12 protein-coding genes are annotated in these 17,537 nt (G+C 46.3%); 6 read left to right on the forward strand and 6 right to left on the reverse strand.

Features of this window, described 5'->3' with window-relative positions:
- Nucleotides 1–9: 9 nt before the first annotated feature.
- The gene (locus MKX75_RS06580) at nucleotides 10–222 is read left to right on the forward strand and encodes an immunity 17 family protein (RefSeq protein ID WP_047842001.1); all 213 of its coding nucleotides are present in this window, start codon (nucleotides 10–12) and stop codon (nucleotides 220–222) included.
- A gap of 244 nt (nucleotides 223–466) precedes the next feature.
- Here the strand turns inward: MKX75_RS06580 and MKX75_RS06585 are convergent, their stop codons facing one another.
- The gene (locus tag MKX75_RS06585) at nucleotides 467–3,058 is read right to left on the reverse strand and encodes a glycine betaine ABC transporter substrate-binding protein (protein ID WP_062833091.1); all 2,592 of its coding nucleotides are present in this window, start codon (nucleotides 3,056–3,058) and stop codon (nucleotides 467–469) included.
- Nucleotides 3,024–4,253: a glycine betaine/L-proline ABC transporter ATP-binding protein gene (locus MKX75_RS06590; RefSeq protein ID WP_076331983.1), complete on the reverse strand. Its 1,230-nt coding sequence runs from the start codon at nucleotides 4,251–4,253 to the stop codon at nucleotides 3,024–3,026. The genes MKX75_RS06585 and MKX75_RS06590 overlap by 35 nt, the downstream gene beginning before the upstream one ends.
- 500 nt (nucleotides 4,254–4,753) lie before the next feature.
- Between MKX75_RS06590 and MKX75_RS06595 the strand changes: the two genes are divergently transcribed.
- Nucleotides 4,754–5,329 (forward strand): hypothetical protein, encoded by a 576-nt coding sequence (locus tag MKX75_RS06595; protein WP_062833093.1) that lies wholly within the window; start codon nucleotides 4,754–4,756, stop codon nucleotides 5,327–5,329.
- Nucleotides 5,330–5,465: 136 nt separating this feature from the next.
- Here the strand turns inward: MKX75_RS06595 and MKX75_RS06600 are convergent, their stop codons facing one another.
- Nucleotides 5,466–7,091 carry a helix-turn-helix domain-containing protein gene (locus MKX75_RS06600; RefSeq protein ID WP_339168960.1) on the reverse strand — a complete coding sequence of 542 codons (1,626 nt, stop codon included), beginning with the start codon at nucleotides 7,089–7,091 and terminating at the stop codon, nucleotides 5,466–5,468.
- Between the two features lie 187 nt (nucleotides 7,092–7,278).
- On the reverse strand, nucleotides 7,279–8,565 hold the full coding sequence (locus MKX75_RS06605) for a DUF5050 domain-containing protein (protein ID WP_339168961.1): 1,287 nt from the start codon (nucleotides 8,563–8,565) through the stop codon (nucleotides 7,279–7,281).
- A gap of 240 nt (nucleotides 8,566–8,805) precedes the next feature.
- Here MKX75_RS06605 and MKX75_RS06610 point away from each other — a divergent pair, with 240 nt between their 5' ends.
- The gene (locus tag MKX75_RS06610) at nucleotides 8,806–9,819 is read left to right on the forward strand and encodes a Gfo/Idh/MocA family oxidoreductase (protein WP_339168962.1); all 1,014 of its coding nucleotides are present in this window, start codon (nucleotides 8,806–8,808) and stop codon (nucleotides 9,817–9,819) included.
- A 29-nt stretch (nucleotides 9,820–9,848) separates the two neighbouring features.
- Nucleotides 9,849–10,835: a Gfo/Idh/MocA family oxidoreductase gene (locus MKX75_RS06615; RefSeq protein ID WP_339170380.1), complete on the forward strand. Its 987-nt coding sequence runs from the start codon at nucleotides 9,849–9,851 to the stop codon at nucleotides 10,833–10,835.
- Nucleotides 10,836–10,838: 3 nt separating this feature from the next.
- Here MKX75_RS06615 and MKX75_RS06620 read toward each other — a convergent pair whose 3' ends face one another.
- Entirely contained in the window at nucleotides 10,839–11,687 is an 849-nt protein-coding gene (locus tag MKX75_RS06620; protein WP_339168963.1) for a MurR/RpiR family transcriptional regulator, read from the reverse strand.
- Between the two features lie 513 nt (nucleotides 11,688–12,200).
- On the opposite strand from MKX75_RS06620, the gene MKX75_RS06625 reads away from it, so the two are divergent.
- Together MKX75_RS06625 and MKX75_RS06630 are read left to right on the forward strand one after the other, a co-directional pair.
- Nucleotides 12,201–14,036, forward strand: coding sequence for an HSP90 family protein (locus tag MKX75_RS06625; RefSeq protein WP_339168964.1), 1,836 nt, complete (start codon nucleotides 12,201–12,203; stop codon nucleotides 14,034–14,036).
- Nucleotides 14,036–15,085 carry a hypothetical protein gene (locus MKX75_RS06630; protein ID WP_339168965.1) on the forward strand — a complete coding sequence of 350 codons (1,050 nt, stop codon included), beginning with the start codon at nucleotides 14,036–14,038 and terminating at the stop codon, nucleotides 15,083–15,085. The genes MKX75_RS06625 and MKX75_RS06630 overlap by 1 nt, the downstream gene beginning before the upstream one ends.
- 144 nt (nucleotides 15,086–15,229) lie before the next feature.
- Here the strand turns inward: MKX75_RS06630 and MKX75_RS06635 are convergent, their stop codons facing one another.
- Complete coding sequence (locus tag MKX75_RS06635; RefSeq protein ID WP_339168966.1) at nucleotides 15,230–17,380, reverse strand: serine hydrolase; 2,151 nt, start codon at nucleotides 17,378–17,380, stop codon at nucleotides 15,230–15,232.
- Between the last annotated feature and the right edge of the window lie 157 nt (nucleotides 17,381–17,537).

Consider the following 17,537-nt stretch of genomic DNA (forward strand, 5'->3'; position numbering starts at 1 on the left):
GTTGAAGAAATGCAAGATCAACCCGTTTTAATCGCACTATTTGCCATAGCGGCAGGAATTTTTAGTTTGCTCGGAGGAATCAACAACTGGGACTGGTTTATGAAGAGCTTTAGAGCAGGAATTTTTGTGAAGACCATTGGACGGCAGGGAGCAAGAGTGGTATATGGTATTCTCGGTGTTGTCATGATTGTCATTGGTGTACTACTGTTGCTGATCGGATAGTTGTTGGAAATAATCGAACTCACCAAGTAATATCTACATAGAGGGTTCAAGAGCGAAGTAAGCGGATATGTGTGAAGCGTTGAATGGAAAAAAGCGTGTGAATGCTTAAGGTAGCAGTATTACTAAGATTGAATACCCAATCAAATTAGCATGTCTGAAAAAAACATAGCCATAAGAAAAAGACCACCGAAAAATTTCGGTGGTCTTTTTTTACCAAATTCAGGTTTATCCATCTCAATCTGGTTTAATTATCTTTTAAATCTTCAACGGAGTTGATATCCATGTAAGTTGGAACAACCAGACCTTGTTTGACTCCGGTCATACTTACAGCAATATCTTCAATCTGGTCACCATACGTCTCCCAATAATCCCCGTGTGTAAGCGGGAGCCAAACGGCTGGAGAAGCATCGATGTCACCTGCTGCTAAGCCTGCCCACATGGGACCAGCTTCGACTTGTAGGGCTTTGACGGTATAACCCAGATCCGTCTCAAGCACATACTTCATCAGGTTCGTACTCGCAATTTCAGAGTCCCATGCCACATAACCAAGACGTAGATTATCACCACTAACAGGAGTTAACCCGGTAGTCCATTCTTTAATCTGGTCTGGATGTTTTTCAGCATAAGTCTTGGCTGCTTCTTCAGGCGAAACGCCCTTTTGAATGTCAGTCATGATTTCACTCATCTGATCCGCAGTCCAATTAAAGCGAGAGAAGAACTCATAGGCAACGGGATGATCTTCCTTGATTCCCTTACGTCCAACCGTGTGAACTTCCTCTGCATCGCCGAAAATTAAGTCTGGATCGTCCAGATACTTCAGATCATACTGATTGAACATCCAGTGAGGAGTCCAACCCGTAACGATGATGGGCTCCTCATTTTTATAAGCTTTGTCCAGCGACGCCGTCATCGCTGCTCCAGAGCCTTCGATCAGATTCCAATTAGACAATTCGTAATGCTCAATAGCATTTGCAGTAGCCTTCATCAGACCTGCACCTGGATCAATACCAACGATTTGGTGATTCACCTCTTCGCCCACATTAGCACTTGCCGATGGAGTGGAGGAAGAAGTCGCACCTGTCTCCAAATCTGCAATCGAGTTAACTTCAGTCATGTAACTAGGAACCACAAGGCCTGTACGTACACCCGTCATGTTGGCACCCAGATCGTCCACCTGGTCTTTGTAACGTTCCCAGTAGTCAGCGTGTGTTAATGGCAGCCAAGCTGCTGGAGAGGCATCTACGTCACCTGAGGCAACACCCGTCCACATCGGTCCGGCTTCGACTTGCAGAGCGTTAACTTTATAACCCAAGTCGTTTTCCATCACATATTTCAGCAAGTTGGTACTTGCGATTTCGGAATCCCAAGCCACATAGCTCAGTTTGAACGCATCACCGTTCACTGGAGTCAGACCTTTGGTCCACTCAGCGATCTGATCGGCATGTTTTTCGGCATAAGCTTTCGCTGCTTCTTCAGGGGATGTGCCATCCTGGATGGCAGTCATCATTTCACCCATTTCATCGGATGTCCATTGGAAACGGGATAGGAATTCAAACGCAACAGGGTGATCTTCTTTCAGACCTTTACGGGCAATGGTATGAATTTCTTCAGCATCACCGAAAGATTTCTCAGGGTCTTCCAGATATTTTAGATCATATTTGTTAAACATCCAGTGCGGAGTCCAACCTGTAATAATGATTGGGTCTTCATTTTTGATGGCTTTGTCTAATGTAGCAGTCATCGCTGCACCAGAACCTTCAATGAGGGTCCAATCAGTTAGTTTATAGTCTTCGATCGCTTTAGCTGTGGACTTCATGATACCAGCCCCTGGATCGATACCAATAATCTGATAGTTCACTTCTTGACCTACAGCATTGGCTGCTGAATTGTTGCCACCAGCGGAAGTCGTACCACCAACGAAGTATTGTGAGAAACCAGCTACTAACACAAGGAATGTTGCTGCAGCAGTGATCCATGCTTTTTGCTTCGTTGTAATGCGTGAGGTCTTTTTGCGACCTGGCATAAACAGATTTTGTGTAAAACGGTCCAGCACAATCGCGAGTACAACAACAGCGAGACCGGCTTCGAAACCTTTACCGATTTGCAGCTGTGTTACTGCACGATATACTTCCGCACCAATACCCTGTGCACCGATCATGGATGCAATAACAACCATGGACAGTGACAACATGATCGTCTGGTTAATACCGGACATCACGGTAGGCAAAGCGAGTGGAAGCTGTACTTTGAATAACTTTTGCATGGAAGTTGAACCGAATGCGTCGGCTGCTTCAACCAATTCGCCAGATACCTGTTTGATACCCAGGTGAGTCAGACGAATCGTTGGTGGAATCGCGAATATAACCGATGCGATAACACCTGGAACGACACCGAGGCTAAAGAATGTAACCGCAGGCAGCAAGTAGACAAATGCAGGCATTGTCTGCATGAAGTCAAGTAGCGGTGTGACGATACGCGCCGCAGTTTTACTGTATGCGAGCCAGATTCCGACAGGCACACCAAGCAGGATCGAAACCAATCCTGAAGTGATAACCAGGCCGAGTGTGTCCATGGATTGGGACCAGTACCCCAAGTTATCTACGAGCAAGAACCCGATAACCGTGAATAGTGTCAGTGGGAGTCGACCTACGAGGAACGCAAGAACACCCAATATTGCAATGAACAGGAGTGGATGTGGCAACATGAACAGCCCGGAGAAGAATCCGACCACTTCCTGAATAACAACAGAGATAACTTTAAACAATCCGGAGAGCGAGGAGCTCATCCAGTCAACGATGGATTCAATCCACGATGCGAGTGGTATTTTGGGAATCATTCACAAGTTCCTCCTTTACTGCAACTTCACCGCTAAGCGCACCCAGCAGGGCACCGCGGACGATAACACCTTGCAGACGGCCATTCTCACCAACAACAGCGAGCGGCACATGGGCAGAACTTACGATCTCGAACAATTCATGAATCAGAGTCTCAGGCGACACCGTCGGCCCGTCCGTGATCAGTATGTCGTTCAATACTTTGTTTTCGCGCATGGCACGAGTTGCATCTTCAGCTGTAATGACACCAAGCAATTTTTTCGAACGGTCAATGACAAACAGGTTGGAAATACCACGTTCGCGCATTAATTCGAGGGCAACACGAGGACCACGGTCAAGCGTAATTGTTTCAGGACGACGCATTACGTGAGATGCTGTAAGGACCTTGGACAGATCCACGTCTTCGACGAAGCGGGCCACATATGAGTTGGCCGGTTGAATCATGATTTCTTCCGGTGTACCGATCTGCACGACTGCGCCGTCTTTCATGAGGGCAATACGATCGCCGATGCGCAGCGCTTCGTCCAAGTCATGGGTAATGAAAATAATGGTTTTTTTCATTTTATCCTGAAGCTCGATCAACTCATCTTGCATATCACGGCGAATCAATGGATCAAGTGCACTGAAGGCTTCATCCATTAGGAGTACTTCCGGGTCATTGGCAAGTGCACGGGCCAAGCCGACACGTTGCTGCATCCCGCCACTGAGTTCATCTGGCATTTTATCTTCCCAGCCTTTAAGGCCAACCAGCTCAAGTGAGGTTTTCGCCTTCTCGCGGCGTACTTCCTTATCTACTTTTTGTATTTCCAATCCATACTCCACATTATCAAGAACGGTACGGTGCGGGAATAACGCAAACTTCTGGAAGACCATGCTGATCGTTTTCCGGCGCACTTCGCGCAATTGTTCTTTGTTCATCTTACGTAGATCCTTACCATGGACCAGAATTTCTCCAGATGTTGGTTCAATCAGACGATTGAACATCCGAACCAGTGTGGATTTACCACTCCCGGACAGTCCCATAATAACGAAAATCTCGCCTTCCTTAATGTCCATGTTGACCCGGTTGACACCAACCGTTATCTGTTTTTCTTTGGCCAACTTTTCTTTACCCCAACCTTGCTCCAGTAATTGCAGACCTTGCTCGGTTTGGGGTCCAAACAATTTACTTACGTTTTTCACTTCAAGTATGGTCATGTTTTCACCCCTTCTGATGTGTTGTGCACTTCGAACGGCTTTCAGCATCCATAAGCCCATACACTTATGCGCCCAGCCACGAAATCCGGTAGTTGTTGCTTCGCTTCCCGTCTTTCTGGGTAACGTTTTGTATTCTAACAATACTTACCCCGTATAGCAACCGAATAAACAGTACATAATGTTTGTACAGTAAAAACTGTACAAAGTTTTCCTCCCATATGCTCCGTCGTTCTCCTTATTCTGTCTAATAAGGTTCCTTTACATTTGATATCGCTTTTCCTACAATAGAAAATGAGCTGAATTGAAGCTGAATTTTTTGGTTAAAAGATAGTCATAGGCAAATGTAGCCTGGTAAAGTTCCCATTTTCATACATTGGGTGAAAGAAAGCCCTCTGGCATATAGGATGTCCGGCCGGATGCTTTCCCATGTAAGCAGGACTTTTAAAGTGTTGCAATTATTTTGCCAAGACTGTGGAATGTTCAGAATGGAGGTTGCAAGCATGGGCTTGGACCATTTACAAGAGGAACAGCAGGCAACCGTGCTGAGGATTCGTAAACGCGTGATTGAAGCCATTGGACGTAATATGGATCTTTACGGGGTTACGCTGTCTACGGGACACTTATATGGATTGCTATTTTTTGCAGACAAGCCAATGACCCTTGACGATATGGGACGGGAAATGGAAATGAGCAAAACGAGTATGAGTACAGGTGTGCGAACACTGCTGGATTTGAAAATGGTAAACAAAGTATGGAGCAAAGGCTCCAGGAAAGACCTATATGAAGTAGAGTATGACTGGCACCAGACATTTACGGATTATTTTGCGATTAAGTGGAGAAAAGCCGTGGAGAGTAACCTTCAGATTCTGCGCAAATCGATTGAAGAACTGAATCGGTTAGTCGAAGATCTGGATGAGCAGGCAGATGCTGAACTTATCCACATTCTGATGGAAGACAAACATAAGGTTTTGCAAGCGGAAGCATACTACAAATGGTTGGATCGGTTGATTGATACCATGGAAGATGAAGAGATATACAAGTTGGTTCCGAAGGAAGAGATCAAGGAACATTCATAATTACATGTAAAGGGCCCTTTCCGTTATAGGAGAGGGCCCTTTGGCTTGTGCAAAATCTTATTTAATTATAATGAAGGAAAACGATGGAGAAAATAACTCTGCACACCGGTCACTTCGTAGGAGCTAATATTCATATCTAATGTCCGATCAGTCCTGCCTGAGGAAAGACAACAGACTGCTGATCAATCTGCTCCAGTTCGTTCAGAATCTGCAACTGGCCCACCGGGTTCCAGCACAAGAGATGCCAATTTGAGATATCATGAACATTACCATGCAGCACGGCAGGTGATCGATGCCATGATGCCATTTGCTTCATGCGTCGGAATACCTTTTCACTGGCAGGCTGAAGCGAAGTACGATGGATCAACAGATAATCCGTGTCCAGCACAGGGATATTATCCGCAACATACTCATTTCTGGAACTTTCGGGAGACACAAGCTGGGCAGGATGGAGTCCCAATTCAGCATACAACAAGCGATTTAATGGATGCTCGCCAGTCCCCTGTAATCGAATGAATTGATTCGTAATCTCCATCAGAGCGATACGCTTTTGTCCGAAATAAGGTTGGAGGCTCAGTCCGGCTTCAAGCTTGCGGAACGCAAGTTCCTTGAAATTCAGCAACGCTTGCTTCTCGCGTCCGACCAGTTCGGCTATGCGAATATGGTTCTCTTTCCAGTCGTCAGTGGGCTCCAAAATGATGGTGGGTGCAATACTTTTCAGGCGATCATAATAAGGCTTATGGTAAAAATCACCGATGATCAAGTCTGGCTTCGCCTGCCGAAGTTGATCGAATTGTCTGGTTAATCGGCGTTCTTGTTCATATTCATCCGATTCTCGGTCAAGAACTCCTTCCAGCACAGCTACAGGGCGCAGTCCAAGCGAAGCCAGATTCTCGTGGAATCCCATGATGGATGCCGTAGCTACGCGAAGTTGATCTCTTTTCATATATACGCTGGGAGCAATGCCCAAGGTTTGTTTGAATTTGCGGCTAAAATAATACTCATTGCCATACCCGACAGATACCGCGACGTCTTTGAGGACACAAGATTCCTCTGTCAGCTGTTTTTTGGCTTCGTCTATACGTAAACGGTTCAGATAATCGGTCGGCGACATGCCCTTGGCTTTCTTGAAACTGCGAGAATAGGAGCTGGGTGTGAGTCCAGCAATCTTGGCAAGCTGATCCATGCTGATTCCTTCACTCATGTAACGTCGCATATACATAATACTGCGCTCCAAGGCAGGGTCCACTTTCTCATGATTGGCTTCCAGCCGGTTCTCTGAGAGAAACTGCAGCAGTTCATGCAGCTGGCTATGTATGCTGATAAAATGATCCGGTTGAAGACCGCGATAGGTTTCATACAATTGTTCCAAACGTAATACAGCCTGCTGCTCATGACGAACCAGCAACCTGCCTGTCTGCCAATCCAGCGGGAAGGCGGGTGAAGAGGTCATTTTCCATTCGCCGCGCACTTGCTGCAAACGAACCGTATCCATGCTTAGCAATATAAATTCGGTCACTTTCGAGCGTGCAGCGGCCTCGATGGTTGTACCTGACTTCAACACGAACAAGCTGCCCGCTTGCGCCGTATAGACTGTATCATTCAGGACCAGAACACCGTCTCCTTGCAAAATAAGACAGAGCATGGGCCGGGACACCGTCTTGCCTTGCACACGGAAATTCTCCCCACGACGCACACGGCACATGGAGGAGAGGAGCGGTAGAGATGAGGTTTCAGCAATGAAGGGAAACTGTTCAGTCATACGGACCATCCTTTTGTCTTATTTTTCTTAATGATAACAATTATCATTCTCATATGGAAGATGTTTTTGAAAAATAGTTTTCGACAACCAAAAAAGGACTACCAAGAGCCCGTATGGCTGCAAGGTAATCCTTTTTGTTATGGACAAGTCCGATGAATAGGCTACACGCTTGATTCAACAGGATATGTTAGTACGGTGTCACCAATAGAATATTGTCGAGGAAAACGTCACTCATTACTTTTTTCCCTGTTCCACCCGTTTGCACGTGATACAAGCGATACTGATCTTTGGCATTGATGTAGAACAGGCCGGCAACATCATCTCTGATATGGAATGCATCCCATTCGTCACCGGTAAGTTTCGTTACCTTGAGAGCTGTATTGACCGAATAGAGACCGTTGTTGCCCGAGATGTATGCAGCCGTAGCTGTACCATTGGTCAATTGATTTGCAACATACGTTACATTGTTCAGGTTCAGGTTGGCGGACTTGGTCACTTTGTTGCCGGAGACCGTTTTGGCATAAGCCTTCTTGTCTGCATCAATAAGGACAACCTTGTCTGTACCTAAGGCACTTACTTCCCGGATGCTCTTGTTATGAAGCTGAAGCGTTTTGGCTGAAGTTGTTAACGCGAACGCTTTGCCTTTGGCATAATTGTAATCCTTATTAATGTCGAGATCGATTCCTTTGTTATACACGTAAAGATTGTTACCCCAACCACCGGAATACACAGCATTCACATCCAGTTTGGCCTTGGGATTAACAGCAGTTGCCTTGCCAGTGTTGTGATTCACCTTATACATGACAACAGCATTGGTGGAATAGAAATCCTCGTAGGGGTCTGTATTTACCATCAATTGCAGTTCGTTTTTGGCTTGATTCGTAAAATAACGTCCTTCCACTGCGCCTGCGGCAATCCGCTGCACAGCTCCACTTCCGTTGGACGTTTTGGACACGATCCACGTGTTTCCATTAACCAGCGAATTATAGTAAGCACGCCCTTTGGCTACCAGGAGAAATGGAAAATTGGTATCGGCTTTGTCAGCAATCTTGGTGACAGCTGAAGCGTCACTATTGCCATTAGCGCGATAAATTGTACCTGTAGCATCCAGATAATAGATGAATCCGTTATCCGTGTAATAGCTCAGTACATCTGTAGCAAATGTTTCTGCTGCATCGCTGGACCCGTCATTCGGAACCCGGAGCAATGTTGTGGAAGAAGCGGTCTGAGTGTAGTAAAGATAAGAGCCTGCTGCGTGCAAGTCCACACCTTGGAAATCAATTAATACTTCTGTCGTATTGCTGCCATCAGCGGATACTTTGTACAAGACGCCATCGGACTCATAATACACTGTGGATTGACTGAGTGAAGCTGCTTGGGCTGCGGTTCCGCCTCCCAATGTCACTGCTGCAATGAGTGTAAATAACAGTAATGTACAGATGGTGCGTTGTACGTATGTATACCCTGTCTTCATTCTTTCATCGTCCCCTTCGTTCTATATGTATGTAATTAACGCCTTATGTTATATCGGTAAACTATGGAAGATATGTTAGATCTCGAACATGAAAAAAAGAAGAGAATGAAATTGAATTTCATACATTTTCAAACCTGAAATCGAATTGCGCATGATGCTGCCAATCCCGCCCCAAAGCATTCTCCGCCTGACTTGATCGTGATAACATTACACTCAACCAGAGCAGAGGAGTGAGCGATCATGATATTGAATATGGCGATCATCGGATTTGGGAACGCAGTGGTGAACTATCATTTGCCTTATCTGGACAAGAAAGAAAACATCAAGGTGAAGACGATATACCGTCGGGAGGAAGATCGGGTTGGCGATACCGAGCGTGAATCACTCTATCCCGAGATTACTTTTTCAACGAATATCGAAGACATATTGCAAGATGATGAGATTGAATTGATTGTTGTTGCCACCCATGTGGATAGCCATGTAGAGTACGCCAGGCTGGCATTGGAACACGGGAAACATGTGCTGGTGGAGAAACCTTTTGCCTCTACTTCTGCGGAAGCCAAAGATATCTTTGAACTAGCCAATCGTAAACATCTCATCGCCATGGCGAATCAAAATCGCAGATTTGATGGTGACTTTCTGACATTGAAAAAAGTGATTGAGAGCGGCAAACTGGGGAATATTGTTGAAATCCAGTCCCACTATGATTATTTTCACCCACAGTATGCCAGAAGCGGATTTGGGTTGCTGCATGGTTTGGCCGTGCATACCATCGATCAGTTAATCTCCATATATGGTGTAGCCGACCGAATTGATTATGATGTTCGGAGTTTGATCGCGCCAGGTAAATCCGATGATTATATCGATATTGATTTTCGTTATGGACGAATGAAGGCTACGATTAAGTGCAGCCTGCTTGTGAAGATCGAGCATCCGAAATTCATTGTACACGGGGATCGGGGAAGCTTCGTTAAATATAGCAGTGGGCACCAAACGAAAAGTGGAGATGGACGAACCAAGGTATCCATTGAAGCTGAATCAGAGGATAACTGGGGTACGATTAGTTATGTGGACGATGAGGGAACATCACATACGGAGAAAGTTCCTTCGGAAGCAACGGACTATGGCATTTTATATGATCGACTGCTTCATGCCATTCGACATAACGGTGATAAACCGGTCTCGGATGATGAGGTTTTATATGTATTGGATATTTTACATGACGGAATCGAAGCGGCGAAGAAAGCCAACTGACAAATCAACGACAGGAGCGAAACAATATGATGAATATAGCAACGATTGGTACAGGGTCCATTGTGGATGCCATTTTGTCCGCGATAAATGAACTGGAAGATGTTACTTGTACAGCGATGTACTCCCGGAAGAAAGAAACAGCACAGGAGCTTGCGGGTAAATATGGGGTAAGTACAATCTATACAGGCCTGGAATCCCTATTTTCAGATGCGAATGTAGATCTCGTATATATTGCTTCACCGAACAGCATGCATTACGAACAGGCCTATCAGGCACTACAACATGGCAAGCATGTCGTATGTGAAAAACCGTTCACATCCACGCTTCAGGAAGCAGAGACGCTGATTGCACTTGCGAAAGAAAAGAATCTGTTGCTGTTTGAAGCCATCTCCAACATTCATCTGCCCAATATTAAAGTCATACAGGAGAAACTACCGAAGCTTGGTCCGATCAAACTCATCCAGTGTAACTACAGTCAATACTCGCGCAAATACAATGATCTGCTTGCAGGGCAAACACCGAATGTATTTAATCCACAATTCTCTGGTGGAGCGCTGATGGATATCAATATTTATAATCTTCATTTGGTTATGAATTTGTTCGGTAGTCCGAATGCCGTATCGTATACTGCCAACCAGCATGCAAACGGCATTGATACGTCAGGAGTTGTGGTTCTCAAATATCCGGAATTTATTGCGGAGTGTGTAGGTGCCAAAGACACGAGCAGCATGAACTTTGTACTCATTCAGGGCGAGAAAGGTTATCTTCAGGTTGTGGGAGGAGCAAACGGTTGCCGGGAGATCAAGCTTCAGATCGGGAATGAGCCTGCTGAGGAGTATAATGCGCAGACCAAATCCAATTGGCTGTACTATGAGTGGGAAGCGTTCAGGGACATCTATGCAAGTGGTGACCACAAACGGTGTTACGAACTGCTCGAACACAGCCAATCTGTGATGAGTGTACTCATGAGTGCGCGTAAGGATGCCGGGATTGTATTTGCAGCGGACCAGCTTTAATCGTTAATACGTATCGCTAATGCTGCTCATGTACAACATGTCGAAAATATAAAGTACCGAGACCATTGAAGACATTTTGGACAGTCTTAACTGTTCATTGTATCCATAAGCCAGCAGCGTTTCATCACAATGTCTGGACAGCGTTGAATGGTTGTTGCCCGTAACCGCGATGACTTTCATCTGTTTGTTGCTGAGCACTTTGGCAGCTTCAATCATGGATTGATTCTCACCTGTGTGCGAGATAACAAAAGACAGCGTCAGGCTGTTGGGATTCATCGTGTTCAAGTAATGCATGTTGGGACTATTGTGAGCAATCGCAGATATGCCGAGTTCATTCCACTTGGCACAAGCCTGTTGAGCCAGATAATAATTCATATCACTGCCATAGATATCGATACGTCCGGATTCTTTGACCCAGTTAGCGATTCGTAGCAAAACAGGAGCATTTAACATCCGGCGCGTATCATCCAGCGCCTGCTGATACAGGTAAGGAACCGAGTCGATGGCAGCCAGCACGTTGCCTTGTTCTGCAATTGCATGATCCTGCGTCTGCAACGCGGAAGGTATCTGTTGGTATTCAAGAGCAAGCTTGAGCTGAAAGTCTGGGTACCCCTTGGTACCCAGCTTTTTGCATAGGCGAACAATGGTAGATGAGCTTGTATAGGTCTGCTGAGCCAGTTCATGGGCTGTAGAATCAAATACAACTTCGGGATTGTTCAGGATATAGTTCACAATATGCTTCTCCTGTGCCGTTAATTGGGAAGCATATTTTAATTTTTGAAGTAGTTTGGATTCCATGCTGTTGTTCCATTCCTCTCTATAATCATCCCGATATACATGTCTCCACATCATAACCTGCGTTTGTTTATTTCTCAATCGGTTGAATTTCCTCGCTAAACTCCACATCATTCAGATCTAACTTTCTCACAGTTGTTGACGACTATTCCATAGCGTGACGAGACGAAGCAGAACCAAACTTCAAAGGCATGACGAAAAAATGTATCTCTCCGTCAATAGTCCCGGATGGAGGGTGCGCACTTCCCATCAATTCCACTTCAAATCGGGTCTAAGGTTTGTTTTCACTATGGCCTGTACGATGTATCCTTATTTTAAGGGTAGAACATCCGTTTCATTGCTCTTCATAACGTGGTAATGAAAGATAAGGCCTTACGTCTCATGAATGTCTGAAATATTCATCTAACGCCGGTCTTGGTTATCCAAGGCCGGCTTGACGTGATGTTTTGGCGTACCTGTCACGGGAATGTCTGTTTTTAACGATTACATAATGAATTCGTCTAACACATCCATATGAATACATCGTATGGGTACATATTGTGTTTGGACGTAGAGGAAGGTGAGTGAGTCATGACAGCATCTAATGAATATCGTTTTCAAGTGAACCTGAGTGGTATGATCCAGATATTATCCAACCATCTATATAGCAGTCCGAAAGTGTTCTTGCGCGAGCTGATGCAGAATGCGACTGATGCGATTACCGCAAGAACGGAGGCGGAGCCAGGATATCAGGGTGAAGTGCGTGTTGAACTGACAGGAACCGGGGAGCAACTGACCATGATGGTGGAGGACAACGGCATCGGCTTGACTGAAGCTGATATCCATGAATTCCTGGCCATGATTGGACAATCCTCGAAACGGGGGCAGCAAGCGCTGCTGGACGGAGAGACTTCATTTATCGGACGTTTCGGGATCGGGTTGTTATCCTGTTTCATGGTGAGTCATGAAATCGTCATGCTGACGCAATCCGCGAAGGGCGGACCTTCGATGGAGTGGCGGGGCAAGCCGGATGGCACCTATACGATTCGGCAGTTGGACACACAGCTGTCCCCAGGCACCAAAGTATATCTGCGCTGCACACCAGACGCGGCTCATTACTTTGAAGCGGATTATGTGAAAGAGGCCCTGTTCTATTACGGAGCGTTATTGCCGTATGCGGTCACACTGCATCATGACGGTGTGCAGCATGTGGTGAATAGCGAGACGCCGATCTGGCTGATGGACCCTGCACTCGCACGTTCACGCAGAGCAGAGGTATTGGCTTTTGGTGAACGTCTGCTTGGGGAGAAGTTCCAGGACTTCATTCCATTGACGACCGCTTCAGGCCGTACCGGAGGTATTGCTTTTGTACTGCCACACGCAGTTAATCTGAATGCCAAGCGTTCTCACCGGGTGTATCTGAAGCGAATGCTGATTTCCGAGAAAGCAGAGAACATTTTGCCAGAGTGGGCTTTCTTCGTGAAATGTCTAATTTGGACAGATGAGCTTCAACCGACGGCTTCACGAGAACATTTTTATGAAAATGAAAAACTGGAGGAAGTTCGCTCCGAACTCGGAGACGCACTTCGCAAGGGACTGGTCGACATGGCCGAGAGCCAGACGGAACGTCTACAGAAGCTAATTCGTCTGCATGCCCTGTCCATGAAGGCACTTGCTGTTCAGGATCAAGCATTCTTCGCGATGATTCACCGCTGGCTGCCATTTGAGAGCACCAGAGGACACCGGGAGCTGGGTGAGCTGATCGATGAAGGAGAGACATTGTATTTCACGTCCTCTGTCGATGAGTACCGTCAGATTCATCATGTGGCATCGGCACAATCGATGCTGGTTATTAACGGTGGCTACATCTATGACAGCGAGTTGATGGCGACACTGCCGATGACTGTGCACAATGTACGCACGGAACGGCTAGAGCCGGATCAGGTCTCGATGAGCTTCACGGATGTGCCACCGGCTGAGCGTAATCAGTATTATGATGCGTTGCGACTCGCCGATTCTGCTCTGCAGCGCTTCCGTTGTCGAGCAGAGGTTAAGGGTTTCAAGCCATCGGATCTGCCGGTGTTGTTCACTCTTTCGCAGGAATCCTCAACACTCCGTGCGCTGGAAAAAGCAAGCGAAGAGAGCACGGAATTGTTCTCATCCATCCTGGGCTCCTTATCCTCTGGAATCAGTTCGGCGGGATATTCAACCTTGTACCTGAATGTGAACAATCCGATTATTCAGCGTGTGCTAACGGCACCGGATGACCAAATGACGCCGATTGCCATTGAGATGCTGTATGTTAATGCATTGATGATGGGGCATTATGCGATGAACCGGCAGGAGTTGGAAGTGCTGAATCAGGGCATCGTTCGTTTTATTGATTGGGGTTTGCGTGCGAATACAGATCGTAAGGGGGATGCCTGATGAAGACAGAGATGGATTTTGAGGAATTGATGGACGAGGCCTACGGCTTGCCTAACGGTCCAGCCAAGCTGGGTATGCTGGAGGAAGCGGCAAGAGTCGCCGATGTGAACGGCATGGAAGAAGAGGCATACGAAGCAAGATCAGAGATTGTGGAGACAGCAACATTCTGCGGTTATCCGATGAAGGCACTGATTGCTTTTTCCTGGCAGCTGGGCAAGTTCGACCAACAGCCAGAAGAATATGATGAAGAAACGTTAATGTGGTCGTATAAATGGATTCTAGGCAAACTATCCAGTTTCCCGGAAGTATCACGCGATAAAATAATGGAGCTGCTTGAAGACTTCGGACAGCGTTTCAAGTCATTTGGCTACAGCGAACGTTCGTATTGGTATTATCGATTCCGCATCTCCATGGATCTGGGGGAGCTGGAGGAGGCAGGAAGCAGTTATGCCAAGTTCAGAACGATGGATCGAGACTTTATGAGTGACTGTGAAGCCTGTGAACAGGATGAGATGATGCGTTATTTTATCCTTACTGGTGACGACGAGAAGGTGCTTGAAATGGCAAAACCGATCTTGAAAGGCCGGATGAGCTGCGCGGAGATTCCGCATCTTACGTTGTCGGAGATCTTGATGCCACTCTACCGTTTGGGGCGGACTGCGGAAGCAGACAAGCATCAGCAAAAGGGCTACCGGTTGATCAAGGGTCAAAATGATTTTGTGAGAAGCTTTGCTGAGCAGATGGATTATCTTGCACGTACCAATCCGGCGAAGGGGATTGATGTGCTGGAAGAAAGTCTGGTCTTCGCGATGAATAATGAAGATCCATTTGCCAAAATGTTGTTCTATGCCAGAACGGCACCATTGTTACGCCGCTGGGCGGACGAATCCCCGGAATACCGATTACGTCTGCCTGCGTCCTTCCCGTATGAAGGAGATCCAGGAGATTTGCATAAACTGGCGGATTATTTTGCGGGATATGCCCAAGCAGCGGCAGACAAGTACGACCAGCGTAATGGCAATCGTCATGTCTCTTCGTTGCTCGGATAGGAACGGATATAACCCCGTAATAGATAGAATTGTAAGTTATGAAAAGTAAAGAAACAGGCTTGTTCAAGAAGGATCTTACCCTTCCGAACAAGCCTGTTTGTCATACATCATGAGGATGATAGATCTAATCGGTATGAAGATATTTTATTGTGCTGATGCTGGAGAAGGGACTGTCGCTGGTACAGGAACCGGCGCAGTTTCAGATGTCTCATCTGCAGGCTCGGCTCCTTCAGCAGGTTCTGCTTGTGGTTGCTGAGCCGCCATCAGTTCAGCGACGATTTGATCAGTTGGTTGTGTAAGCAGTGCATACATAATCGCAGCCTCTTCCTGACGAATCAGAGGTTTGCGGGAAAGGAAATCAACAGAACCATCCTCCAGTACCTTCACCTCAGGTCCGTGGATACCGAGCGTATACATCATCTGAATGGCTGGTACAGCCCATTCATCTGTGTGCCCCGCAAGTTTCACATCATTGAACAGTTCGCTAGGATATTGCAGTTGCATAACTCTCCACATCATGACCATGGCTTCCTGTCGGATAATCACTTGATCTGGCTTAAACTGCTGTTCGTCCGTGCCCGTAATCATACCCAATTCATATCCGAGTTGAATATATCCGGCTGCTGCATGATCTGCCCAGTCGGTGCCAGCAGGAGGCGTTGTTTTGCTGGGCTTCAATCCGCTCAGTTTAAGCGTGTTCTCAATAAACTCAGCTCGTGTCACAGCTGTTTTTGGTTGGAAAGACTTGCTAGCATTATTCTCATAATATCCAAGAGATTGTATGGCATAGATTGCTTCAGCATAAGGACTGTTCTCACGAACATCCCGGAAGCCCATAGGTATTTGTCCTTTTTTCTCATAGCCCATAGGGTTGAGGTAAGGTTCTTTCATGTATGTGGTGCCATCTGCATATTCTTTGAAGGCTGTGAATTGACCAGTCAATTCATCCTTGAAGAGATTATCCTCCACTTGAATCAGGTTGCGTTGACCCAGGAATACATCGTTAATACTCAGTTGTCCTGGCTTATCCCCGCCATCTTTCAAGGAACTTACAATCGTGCTAAGTCGAAGATCCGCGTACAATCCGGTAAAGCGTTGCAGCTCAGCTGCGGATTGCGGCGTGTATTCCTTGAACTGTACAGGCTCTGCATATTGTGGGAAGAAATTTTGTATGAATGCCGGGTAGAACAGATTACGAAGTGCTCCATTCTGATTATACGTCAGGAAGACGCCTGTATTTTGCTCAGGAATAAGGAAGAGATAAGAGCTGAATCCAGTCAGGTCGCCTGCTTTCGTAATAATTTTTGGACTACTTCCTGCTCCGGGAAGCTGAAATGCAGCTTCGAATCCATACGTGGTGTTCGGTAACAGGGGATGAATGGAGGAACGGTATTGTTCCATGCTTTTCACTGTGGATTCTTTGAGAATCCGCTCGTTGTCCTTCACGCCCTCATTCAGGAACGCAATCATGAATTTCCCGATGTCTTCTGCGGTAGACAGCATGCCACCTTGAGGCATTGGCGTTGGAGCGATGGTGTACAGATCAAGCGGGTTGTGTGTCGCATCATAGCCTGTAGCTAGCTGCTTTTGGAACTTTTCGTCCAGCATGAAGCTGCTGTTATCCATGCCTAGCGGTTTGAAGATATGTTGTTGCATATAAGTTTCAAAAGGCTCACCGCTTACGTTCTCGACAATCATGCCAAGCAGCAAAAACGAGAAGTTATCGTACATGTAGGCGCTACCAGGCTCTCGAACGACAGGAGGCATATGCTGCTGTGCGTAATCCTCCATCGCTATGTACTTGTCGAAATCAGTATGGATGTCTTCCTGCTGGGGATCACGGATCTCGAATCCGGTCGTGTGTGTGAGCAGGTTCTCCACAGTTACAGGTTTGTCAAAAGGATTATCGAATTCGAGCCCTTTCACATAGGTCTGAAAATCAGCTTGCAGATCAACCTTACCTTGCTCCACTAGTTGCATTACAGCTACTGATGTGAACGTTTTGGAGACAGAGGCTACACGGAAAGCGGTTTTTTTCGGATCGATAGCTGTTTTGCTCTCTACATCGGAGAAGCCATATCCTTTTTCTGCCAGAACTTTACCATCTTTCACAACAACAACAGAGGCTCCCACATAATGGGCTTTTGCCTCAGGGGACTCGAAGAATGAATCGAGAAATGCTGTAGCCGATTCGGTTGTCAGCGCTTTCGACTTTTCTTGTTCAGCAGCTACTGGAGTAGGGGTCTCCGCCTGAACCGCGGGTACCCACAGACTGAGAGACAGTACCACAGCCATGAAGGCTCCTGTTAGGGAGGTTAACCTGAAGCGGGTGTTTCGTTTGGATAAATGCATGCAAACACTCCTTTATGAAAATATTTACAAAATAGTTGCTCGAATCAATTTCATAACTCACTAAAAATGGAATTTTGTAACTAGATATAGACAAATTAAA

The organism is Paenibacillus sp. FSL R5-0341 (genome assembly GCF_037975235.1).
GTDB classification, from domain to species: Bacteria; Bacillota; Bacilli; order Paenibacillales; family Paenibacillaceae; genus Paenibacillus; species Paenibacillus amylolyticus_A.